This window comes from Clostridium luticellarii, assembly GCF_002995845.1.
GTDB classification, from domain to species: Bacteria; Bacillota; Clostridia; order Clostridiales; family Clostridiaceae; genus Clostridium_B; species Clostridium_B luticellarii.
The window spans coordinates 1-10,829 of sequence record NZ_PVXP01000091.1; the positions used below are offsets into that span (position 1 = coordinate 1).

Here is a 10,829-nt window from a genome sequence, read left to right on the forward strand (position 1 = left end):
TACATATTATGTAGAATATATAATCAATAAAATTATTGTGTAAAGGATAAATAACCATGATTAATAGTGATATTTTTGGATTTCATTCTTCATTTTATTACTATGGATTAGAACATTTAGTCCTAAATATGTGTAAATACATTAAAGATGGCATTGACAAGAGGGAAAAAGCTTGCATTTATACGGATCAAAGAATATATTTGAATTTATCAAAGTATTTAGGTGAATACGGAAGTTACGTGGAATGTTTTGATGCAGGTGAAATGATGAATTACTACAAAAAAATGAAATTGGATAAAATAAAATTGGATCTTTCAAAATTTATAGAAAGGAACATTGAGAAGGGATATACAGGAATAAGGTTTATTCTGCAAATTGATTATGTGATTTCTAAAACCTGTGTCGAAGATTTTCTGCGTCTTGACAAAGATATATCCAATATAATTTCAGGTGCAAGAGCATCCTGCATGTGTATTTATGATTTTGAAGATTATCTGAATAATAAGGATTTTATAGATGACAATGTTCTTAAAGAATCTTATAAAAATCATTTCTTTAGATTATATAATGGTGAGTTGAAAGAACATAATTTATTGATGAATTTGAAATAATCCTGGCTCCAAAAGCCAGGATTATTTTAAATTACATTTAGAATTTTAGGTAAAATCAATTAAACTTATGGGAGATATTACATTATCAAGGCAGTATAAGTTTAGCCTGAATTGATAAAAATTATGCATTTACAAAAATATATTATATAATAGGTTATAGTTAATTGAGAGATTGACTTCCTTACAAATGAAATTATTCTGGAGGTAGTTTAATGAATAATGAAAAACTGTTAATATTAGATGGACACAGCTTGATGAACAGGGCATTTTATGCACTGCCGGATTTGACCAATTCAGAGGGAACCCATACCAATGCAGTTTATGGTTTTTTGAATATGTTATTGAGGATGAAGAAAGAAATTGCTCCTGATTATGTAGTCTGTACTTTTGACAGGAGTGCACCCACTTTCAGACATGATAAATATACTGAATACAAAGCTGGAAGAAAAAAAATGCCTCCTGAATTGTCAGAGCAGTTTCCCATAGTGGAAAAAATATTAAATATGATGTCCATTAATATTTTTGAAATAGATGGATTTGAAGCAGATGATTTAATGGGAACACTATCCGTCTTTGCCGAAAGTAATGGGATGGAAGTATATATAATCACAGGAGACAGGGATGCACTCCAACTGGCTACGGATAAGGTAAAGGTGGTTATAACCAAGCGGGGAATCACTCAAAAGGAAATATATGATAGGAATAGAATGATAGAAGAATATGGTGTGACCCCCGGACAATTTATAGATGTAAAGGGGCTTATGGGTGATAAGTCAGACAATATTCCGGGAGTTCCAGGAGTAGGTGAAAAAACCGCTTTCAAGCTTATCAGGGAATATAAAAGTATAGAAAATGTATTTGAAAATATAGACAATATAAATGGTAAAAAGATGAGGGAAAATCTAAAAATGTACAGGGAGCAGGCGTCCTTCAGCAAAAAACTTGCTACCATTGTTACAGATGTTCCTATAGAAATGGATTTGAGCTCCATTGAATCAAAAAAACAATATGATGCTGAAGGATTAAGAAACTTGTTTGAAAAACTTGAATTTAGATCCCTTATAAGCAAAATATCCGATGCTGAACATGAAGAAAAGGATGAGGCAGATACACCCCGGGATTTTAAAGTAAAAGCTGATTGCATAAATACTTTAGGTGGGCTGAAAGATTTCATAAATTCCCTGTCGGATTCTAAAGCAAAAGACAATTTGTTGTATATAAATTTTAGTGTAATCAGCAGCAAAGTGTATTCTAAAAATTTCATAGATAGAATATTTATAAATTTAGGAGAAGAAAATTTTGAGATAGATGTAAGTGAGTTATATGAGAAAGACAGAGACGGTACAATAAAATCCATGAAAGCTCTATTTGAGAATACTGATTTGTATAAAATCAGTTATGATGTAAAATCTCCCTGCAGTATACTGCACAGAATGGGTATAAAGCTTTCAAAAATAAAATTTGACATAAAGATAGCAGCTTATCTTATAGATTCCTCCAGATCAGATTATGAACTTACGGATATTATCAGGGAGTATGCAGGAGTTGATATTTCAAAGAAAGATGAAGATCTCTTTGTAAAAGAAACAGCAATGCTTGAAAAAGTTTATTCTGTGCTGAAACAAAAAATAGAGGAGGGAGATATGGAAAAGCTTTTGTACGAAGTGGAACAGCCTCTTATACCTGTGCTTGCATCCATGGAGTATGAAGGATTTAAAGTCGACAGAAGCAAGCTCCTACAGCAGGAGGAAAAATTCAAGCTGGAAATAGGTAAGGTGCAGAATCAAATATATTCTCTTGCTGAAGAAGAATTTAATATAAATTCTCCAAAGCAGCTTGGTAAAATACTTTTTGAAAAATTGGATCTACCTGTAATAAAAAAGACTAAAACGGGATACTCCACTAATGCGGAGGTGCTGGAAAAATTAAAAAGCAAACATCCTATAATTGAAAATATAACATATTACAGGCAGCTGACCAAATTGTATTCTACCTATATTGAAGGCTTGAAAACCGTTATAGGGGAGGACAGCAAGATTCATTCAAGCTTCAATCAGACGGTTACCACTACAGGCAGACTTTCAAGTACAGAACCCAATCTTCAAAATATACCCATAAAATATGAAATGGGAAAGGAAATAAGAAAGATATTTGTTCCAGATAATGAAGACTGCGTTATACTCTCGGCAGACTATTCACAGATAGAATTAAGAGTTCTTGCCCATATTGCAGATGATGAGAATTTGATAGATGCATTTATAAATCACAGTGATATCCATACTAAAACTGCTTCAGAGGTTTTTAAGGTACCCATAGATGAGGTCACACCTGCTCAGAGAAGTAATGCAAAAGCGGTGAATTTTGGTATAGTATACGGTATAGGAGATTTTAGCCTGGCTAAAAATTTGAACATATCCAGGAAAGAAGCTAAACTGTATATAGATACTTATTTTGAAAGGTATCCCAATGTGAAATTGTACATGGACAATATAGTGGAGGAGGCCAAGAAAAAGTCTTATGTCACCACTTTGATGAACAGAAGAAGATTCATACCTGAAATAAAGTCTTCAAACAAAATAATAAAATCCCTGGGGGAGAGGCTTGCCATGAACACACCTATTCAAGGAAGTGCAGCGGATATTATAAAAATAGCCATGGTAAATGTATATAAGAGTTTGGAAAAGGAACATTTAAAAAGCAAACTGATACTTCAGGTACATGATGAATTGATTTTAAATGTATATAGGAAGGAGCTTGCCAGAGTGAAAAGCATTGTAAAAAATGAGATGGAAAATGTACTTCAGCTTAAAGTTCCTCTTGAAGTGGATATAAGTACGGGAAGCAATTGGTATGAGGCTAAATAGGGTGGTTTAAAGAAAAGAGGGATAGCTTTTGATTAAAATAGGCCTTACAGGAGGTATAGGCAGTGGAAAAAGCACTGTTTCCAGGATGCTTCGGGAAAAAGGCATAAAAGTGATAGATGCAGATGATATAGCCAGGAATGTAATTGAAAAATACCCTGTTATAATGGACAGAATAAGATCGATTTTTGGTACAAAATTCATAGATGATTCTGGAAGACTTAAAAGGAAAGAATTTGGAAATTATATATTTTCATATGCAGGTGAAAAGTTGAAGTATGAAAATATCATAATGCCCTTTATCAAGAGAGAAATACTGGATGATATGAATCACATGAAAAAAAATGGAGAAAAAATATGTATAGTGGATGGAGCGACTCTCATAGAAAATGAATTCTACAAAAATCTGGACTTGATTTTGCTGGTCTGGGCGGATAGAAGAGCTCAAATATGCAGAGTAAAAGAGAGAGATAAATTGACGGAGGAACAGGTAGTAGATAGAATAAATTCCCAGATGCCCTTAGAGGAAAAGAAAAAATATGCGGATTTTATACTGGATAATTCCTATACATTGGAAGAAACAGAAAATCAGCTGGAGAAAATATTGAGCAAGATTAAATATGAAATTTTAGGGGGTGGAATGCCTTAAAATAATATTTAAGGCATATATGAGATTGAAGTTTATAAGCAAAATAGTAATAGTTTTACTGGTGATAATGGCAGTATTGAATGCAAAGAATATTATAAAATACTATTTTCCTTTAAAATATTCAGATTATGTAGTAAGGTATTCCAAAGAGTATAATTTAGATCCACATTTTGTAATGGCCGTAATCAAGACGGAGAGTAATTTTAATCCTGATATAAGATCCGGTAAAAATGCCATAGGACTTATGCAGATAACTCCAGAAACTGCCAAATGGGCAGCAGAGAAAATGAATATAACGGATTTTACAGAGAATATGTTAAATGATCCAGAATTCAATATTAAGATGGGGTGCTGGTATCTGAATGATTTGAATACGGAATTCAACGGTGATATGAAACTTGTCCTAGCTGCTTACAATGGCGGAAGAGGGAATGTACAAAAATGGCTGAAAAACTCTGAACATTCCATGGATGGGCAAAGCCTCCAGTATATCCCTTTTAAAGAGACTGATAAATATATTAAAAAGGTGGAAGTGAGTTATAAAGTTTACAGATATTTATACGAAGGAAATATGACAAGTGCTTTTTTGATAAGCTTACCCTAGGCCTCAAGGTCATGGGGTTTTTCTTTAAAGTGGGTTATAATGTAAAAGTGATCTTTGTTTGATATCTGCACTTTGAACTTTAGATTAAGGGGGATGTTGTATATGGAGGAAAATTATTTTATCACAATTACAGGACTGAATCATTATTATGATAAAAAACCCTTTGAAGTTGGCCTTATACTCAAGATTGTAAAAGAACCTGAAAATGAATATGACCATGAGGCAATACGTGTAGAACTTCCCTATATCGGCACGGTTGGTTATGTTGCTAACAGCCCCAGTACCGTTTTTAGGGGAACGGTGAGTTCTGGAAGACTTTATGATCATATAGAAGGTTATGCCTATGCACAGGTTTGTTTTATTACCCATTCCAGTGTGATTGCCCTTGTTCTCTCACCGGATGAAGTGGGAGAAAATTTAAAAGAAGAAGAAATACAGGAAATGGTCAGAAAACTGAAAGACATGATGATATAAGGATTTTTATGAATGCTAGAGTTAATGTAAAATTATTATAGGTTGAAAAATTACAGTAATTTTACACATCATGATAAAAATTTTAGTTGACAATGGTGCGAAAAGTCATTATAATAACACTTGTATGTGATGTATGCGAGAGTGGCGGAATAGGCAGACGCGCACGTTTGAGGGGCGTGTGAGTAAAATCGTACGGGTTCAAGTCCCGTCTTTCGCACCAAAATTGTTAGACAGATATTGAAATGTGTCGGTTTCCAGACGCTTAAAGTGTAATATGCTATTTAGTATTTTTTACTAAGTACGTATTACACTTTTTTATTTTTGCCTTTTTTCAGGGGAAGGTGATAAAAGAATGAAGCACAGACTTATATTAGAGGACATAAAAAGTACATCAAAGCTGATTATACTGGCAGAAGTTCAGTGGGCAGAATTACAAGAAGTAAATTATATAGGTAATATTAAGTAGTTACAACCAAAAAAGAGATATCCATAAAACATCTATTCATAGTTTCCATGTGCAGGACTTACCAAAAATAATCTGATTTTAATTGAATATAAAAAGGAAAAATCTATCTGTAGATATGATAAAAGGGATAAGTAATTTACACTTGGAAAATATAAACAGCAGTTGAAAGGATATGGATATTCAGCTATAATTAAAATATAAAATTTGGAGGGCTGATTTTAAATGTTAGATAAAAAAGATATTGAAGTCATAAAACAGTTATTACAGCCGATAAATGATAAGCTAGACGAACACACAAAACTATTAAATAAACACTCTGTAATCCTTGAAGAATTAAAAAGTAATATAAATACAGTAATAGAAGGACAACAGGCACAAGCAGAACAAACTGACCGACATTTTAAAAAACTGGGGGATAATATAAAAGATTATAAGTACACTAATTAAGTCAGCCTTAAAGACTGTATCTGGTGATGTGAAGGACATAAAAAAGGATACCAATACATTAAAAGAGGGAAATAAAGAAATTAAAAAAGCTACTGCAAGAAACAGTTATGATATACAAGTATTAAAAGAGTCTATATAGACTCTTTTTTTATATCATGAATTATAGTGGGGTTGTCAGTGATCAGATGATTCAAGTTTACAAGGATAAAGATATAAATGAAGAGTATAGATAGGAGATGCGTGCCGATGATAATTAAACCATCTACCGCATTGAGAAATGATTATAATGTTAAATTTTCACAAACAGACAGCTGTAGATGATTTGGAAGAAATTATCCTTTATATTGCTTCTGACAGTAAAAAACAAGCCTTAGAGTGGTATAATGCTTTGATTAATAAGACAAACAGATTTATATATGTTTAGTGCAATACAGTTTATAGCAGAAGGTCAAAGTAGATACTTTTTTCCATTGATATTCATGATGACATTTTCCTTTGTACAGTGTATCTATAGCATAATAGATAAAATATATACATGTAGAATTAAAATTCAAAAGTATGGCATTTTTAAATTTCTTTTCACGATTGACTTATGAGAATATTTTATCTCCAATGATATTGGCAAGAACTGATGGAAGTAATTATGCTCTTGGAATAATTAGCGGGATATTAGGTATAGGTGGTATTATAGGAGGAATTATTGTTTCAATCAAAAAACTTATAGATGATAATTTAAAGCTAATATATTTTTCTGCTGCATTTTCATTTCTATTTGGTGATTTGTTGATGGGTGCAGGGCAAACCATATTTGTTTGGTGTATAGCAGCCATTATGGCAAGCGTACCAATTCCATTTGTCAATGCAGGGCAAAATGTTATTATGTACAATACTGTTCCAAAAGAAATGCAGGGGCGAGTCTTTGCTGTCAGAAATGCAGTTCAGTTTTGCACCATACCTATTGGCATTATATTAGGGGGATTTTTAGCAGATTATGTATTTGAACCCTTTATGAAATCTGATAATGTAGTTGCTCTGAATTTACAGAAGATAGTAGGTTTTGGTGCAGGAAGCGGAATGGCTGTTATGTTTTTATGTACAGGCATATTAGGAGCAGTTACAAGTATTTTGTGGTATAAAAATAAGCATATAAGAAAACTTCAAGATTGAGAATGCGAATATGTTTATAATATAAATATATATGGAGGGTATTATGGAATTTGATATTAAGGCCATATAATAGATATTAATTTCGCATAAAAATAAATTAAATGATAGGTGATTAAAGTAATGAAAAATCTTGTCTTCATAAATGGAACGATGGGAGTAGGAAAGACGACAACAGGTAAAGAATTGCAAAAAATATTACCTAATTGTGTTTTCCTTGATGGTGACTGGTGTTGGGATATGTCCCCTTTTATTGTTACAGATGAAACTAAAAAGATGGTAATTGACAATATTAGTTATCTTCTAAATAATTTTATTTTGTGTTCAGAATATGAAAATATTATTTTCTGTTGGGTAATGCATGAACAAAATATCCTTGATGATGTATTATCAAGGTTAAACAAAAATGATTGTAAGTTATATAAATTTTCCATCGTATGTTCAGAACAATCATTAATTGCACGAATTACAAAAGATATCAATCAGGGGATAAGGAAGAAAGATGTTATTGAAAGAAGTGTATCAAGATTAAAAAAATACTCTGAGATGGATACAGAGAAAATTGATGTAAGCGAGATTTCTGCAAAAAATACAGCAGAAATAATATATAGACATATTATACAGCAACCTTAAGTTATTGCATTTGCATATAGCAACCTGAAATGGTTGCACTTCGCTTTTGAATATTGTACAATTAACTCGAGGTGAGAGAGATGAGAAAATACTCTGCTCTGATTATAGATTTAAAAAAATCAAGAGACTATAAGCAAACTGATCGGATTAATCTTCAAAACTATATTAAAAACATTATTTCTGCTTTAAATAAAATATTTGGGAATGTACTGGAGCTTAATGTTGTGTTCAGTGCTGGCGATGAGGTGCAGGGCCTGTTTTCTTCACCTCAGGCTGCCTATCTTTACCTTCGGCTGTTTAATATGCTGATTCGTCCTGTTGAGATCCGGGCGGGGATTGGCATAGGAGAATGGAGTGTAAGAATAGACAGCGGTATTTCTACTGAACAGGATGGACCGGCATACCATAATGCGCGATATGCCATTGATAATGTAGAGGATTCTCTGGGGTATTCTACCCTTCTATTCTCGGACAGCCCGAATGATATTTATATCAATTCAGCTATAAATACAGCAGCCATATTGGTAAAAAATCAGAGCAAATATCAAAATGAGCTGTTTTTACTTTCAGAATTGATGTATCCTATTGATATAGGTGGTGCACTTCAACTTGATAGATTTGTGGAGCTTAATTCTTTAATTGCACAAAAAAATCAAATCGGGTATTACACCATGTGGAGATCCAGTCGAAGTATATCCAAATGCCCTTTGTCTGTCCATTTGGATTTAAACCTTGCTTGTAGTCCAATAGACGCTCTGGCTGATGAGAAACAGTTTTATGTGTCTTCAGGAAGAGTCAAGGGACTTCCGGCGAAATTGGCTAAATTGCTGGGAACAAGCAGGCAGAATATGGACAAATCCATAAAAGCAGGTAATATCTATCAAGCAAGAAACTCTGCTGTTGTTGCCTTGAAATTGATGAATCAATATAATTTGGAGGATAGATAATGGTAACTTTATTGCTTATTATTTCTCATTTTATTGGAGATTTTGTGCTGCAGTCATCAAAGATGGCTGTGGAAAAAAGACAGCATTTTCTAAAGTTACTGGAGCATTGTGCATTATACACCTTTGTCAGCGCAGCTGTGTTGTTTATATCTACCGATTTTAGGAATTCTGTAGGTGCAGCAGTTATTATTGGCATATCACATCTGGTGGTTGATTATGCCAGAATTTTTATAGATAAAAAGGTTGCTGCACATGCTCAAATTTTCTGCTATTTTTTCGATCAAATTTTACATCTCGGGGTCATATTTGTTGTTTCTTGTTATTTCCATTTGGACATACATCCGGGAGGATTTCTTCAATCAGCCTTATATGTATTTGGAAAAGCAAACATCAATAATGGCATAATCTACATGCTGGTTTACCTGGTGATGCTGCAGCCCGCAGCAGTTACTGTGAAAAAGGTGCTTTCACACATTTCCAGCCGGAAATATGATGATAAAGATGAATATAGAGTGACAAACTATAATGTAGGATATACCATAGGCATTCTTGAAAGGATTATTGCAGCAACGTTGGTGCTGCAGAACCAATTATCTACTGTGGGATTGGTGCTGGCTGCAAAGAGTTTAGCCAGATTCAATCAGCTCAATGACAGGGAGTTTGCCGAAAAATATCTGGTTGGCACTCTAACAAGTATTGCCATTTCTATTATTGCAACTCTTATTTTAAAGAAAATGCTATTATAAAAAAGTGATTCTTAGGTTAAGATGGAGTTTGCTCATATTCATGGGATTCAAAAATCAAGCCGGCATTTTTGAGTGCCGGCAGTTGCAAATTTAATAACATTTTTTAGAATCCATTTTATCTTGAACGTGTACAAGAGCTTCTCCAAAACGCTGAAAATGAACAATTTCCCTTGCCCACAGGAATTTGAGAACGTCTGTTATGTCAGGATCATCCGTTAAAGTTATCAGATGTTCATAAGTTGTTCTAGCCTTTTGTTCTGCTGCCATGTCTTCATGAAGATCCGTTACTGGATCCGCAGTAGCGGTTATATAGGTGGCAGTCCAGGGAAAACCGTTGGCATCCTGCCAGTAAAGGGCACGTCCATGTTGAACAAAATGCCCGCCTAAACCTGCTTCCTCCAATTCACATACAGTAGCGTTCTTTGTAAGCTGGTATACCATAGCACCTATAATTTCTACATGTGCTAGTTCTTCCGTACCTATATCAGTAAGTAAACCTTTAGTTTTGCCTGTAGGCATGGTATAACGCTGATTCAAATATCTGAGGGCAGCACTTAATTCTCCGTCAGGGCCTCCATATTGGGCAACTAGATATTTAGCCATTCGTATATCTTTACTTTTAATATTAACAGGATATTCTAATTTTTTCTCATAAATCCACATATATGTGACCTCCTATTTGTCAGCTTCCCAAGGCCAGGGCTCATTTACCCAGGACCAGGGATATTCACTTTGACTGAATCCGAAATTAGTGAGCATTCCGAAGTTTGTCTCATATTCTCTTTTTAGGTATATAAGTTGTTTTGACAAGGTATTATAATCAGCCAGGGCCTTTTTATTATCAGGAAAATTATCTAGATAGATATTCAAATCCACTGCGGCAAATTCTACCTGTCGTATCTTATCTAGTAATTTTTTACCGTCCTTCATATTTATTTCCTCCTATTTATATTGATTATCGGGATAAGGTATGACCAGATTGGGGAATACGGTGCCTTTTTGCAGTGCCACCTTTAATGGGAGCAGACCTATATAAGGCTGCATAGGCACATAAGCCTGTGCTAATCTTTTACCTGAGTCAGCTGTGAATATGGAAGGGTCCATATATTCTTCTGGATTCATATAGGGAACAAATTTTGAATACACTATTTTCACCTCTTATATTCTCTTTACAATGATAATATATTCATTGAAGATGATTGTGTTAATATAAATATAGATTTATAC

13 protein-coding genes and 1 tRNA gene are annotated in these 10,829 nt (G+C 33.6%); 11 read left to right on the plus strand and 3 right to left on the minus strand.

The window, feature by feature from the left end; all coding sequences use genetic code 11:
* Window positions 1-56: 56 nt before the first annotated feature.
* The 11 genes from CLLU_RS16800 to CLLU_RS16850 all read left to right on the plus strand — a co-directional run bounded on the left by CLLU_RS16800 (window position 57) and on the right by CLLU_RS16850 (window position 9,602).
* On the plus strand, window positions 57-611 hold the full coding sequence (locus tag CLLU_RS16800; protein WP_106010924.1) for an MEDS domain-containing protein: 555 nt from the start codon (window positions 57-59) through the stop codon (window positions 609-611).
* Window positions 612-823: 212 nt separating this feature from the next.
* Window positions 824-3,475, plus strand: a complete 2,652-nt coding sequence (polA, locus tag CLLU_RS16805; RefSeq protein ID WP_106010925.1) for a DNA polymerase I — start codon at window positions 824-826, stop codon at window positions 3,473-3,475.
* A 28-nt stretch (window positions 3,476-3,503) separates the two neighbouring features.
* Window positions 3,504-4,121 carry a dephospho-CoA kinase gene (coaE, locus tag CLLU_RS16810; RefSeq protein WP_106010926.1) on the plus strand — a complete coding sequence of 206 codons (618 nt, stop codon included), beginning with the start codon at window positions 3,504-3,506 and terminating at the stop codon, window positions 4,119-4,121.
* Window positions 4,122-4,146: 25 nt separating this feature from the next.
* Window positions 4,147-4,725, plus strand: a complete 579-nt coding sequence (locus CLLU_RS16815) for a lytic transglycosylase domain-containing protein (protein WP_106010934.1) — start codon at window positions 4,147-4,149, stop codon at window positions 4,723-4,725.
* Between the two features lie 102 nt (window positions 4,726-4,827).
* A complete protein-coding gene (locus CLLU_RS16820; protein WP_106010927.1) occupies window positions 4,828-5,199 on the plus strand; it encodes an HIRAN domain-containing protein in 372 nt (123 codons plus the stop codon).
* Window positions 5,200-5,334: 135 nt separating this feature from the next.
* Window positions 5,335-5,419, plus strand: a tRNA-Leu gene (locus tag CLLU_RS16825).
* Between the two features lie 468 nt (window positions 5,420-5,887).
* Entirely contained in the window at window positions 5,888-6,112 is a 225-nt protein-coding gene (locus CLLU_RS19225; protein WP_242977719.1) for a hypothetical protein, read from the plus strand.
* Window positions 6,113-6,724: 612 nt separating this feature from the next.
* Complete coding sequence (locus CLLU_RS16835) at window positions 6,725-7,279, plus strand: MFS transporter (RefSeq protein ID WP_106010928.1); 555 nt, start codon at window positions 6,725-6,727, stop codon at window positions 7,277-7,279.
* A 120-nt stretch (window positions 7,280-7,399) separates the two neighbouring features.
* On the plus strand, window positions 7,400-7,909 hold the full coding sequence (locus CLLU_RS16840) for an AAA family ATPase (RefSeq protein ID WP_106010929.1): 510 nt from the start codon (window positions 7,400-7,402) through the stop codon (window positions 7,907-7,909).
* 80 nt (window positions 7,910-7,989) lie between these two features.
* Complete coding sequence (locus CLLU_RS16845) at window positions 7,990-8,856, plus strand: SatD family protein (protein WP_106010930.1); 867 nt, start codon at window positions 7,990-7,992, stop codon at window positions 8,854-8,856.
* Complete coding sequence (locus CLLU_RS16850; RefSeq protein WP_106010931.1) at window positions 8,856-9,602, plus strand: DUF3307 domain-containing protein; 747 nt, start codon at window positions 8,856-8,858, stop codon at window positions 9,600-9,602. Before CLLU_RS16845 ends, CLLU_RS16850 begins: the two co-directional genes overlap by 1 nt.
* 90 nt (window positions 9,603-9,692) lie before the next feature.
* Here the strand turns inward: CLLU_RS16850 and CLLU_RS16855 are convergent, their stop codons facing one another.
* Genes CLLU_RS16855 through CLLU_RS16865 form a run of 3 tightly spaced genes read right to left on the minus strand, consistent with a single transcriptional unit; the run spans window position 9,693 to window position 10,748 of the window.
* Entirely contained in the window at window positions 9,693-10,265 is a 573-nt protein-coding gene (locus CLLU_RS16855; RefSeq protein ID WP_106010932.1) for a manganese catalase family protein, read from the minus strand.
* A gap of 12 nt (window positions 10,266-10,277) precedes the next feature.
* A complete protein-coding gene (locus CLLU_RS16860; protein WP_106010933.1) occupies window positions 10,278-10,532 on the minus strand; it encodes a spore coat protein CotJB in 255 nt (84 codons plus the stop codon).
* 12 nt (window positions 10,533-10,544) lie between these two features.
* The gene (locus CLLU_RS16865; RefSeq protein ID WP_207656023.1) at window positions 10,545-10,748 is read right to left on the minus strand and encodes a spore coat associated protein CotJA; all 204 of its coding nucleotides are present in this window, start codon (window positions 10,746-10,748) and stop codon (window positions 10,545-10,547) included.
* Between the last annotated feature and the right edge of the window lie 81 nt (window positions 10,749-10,829).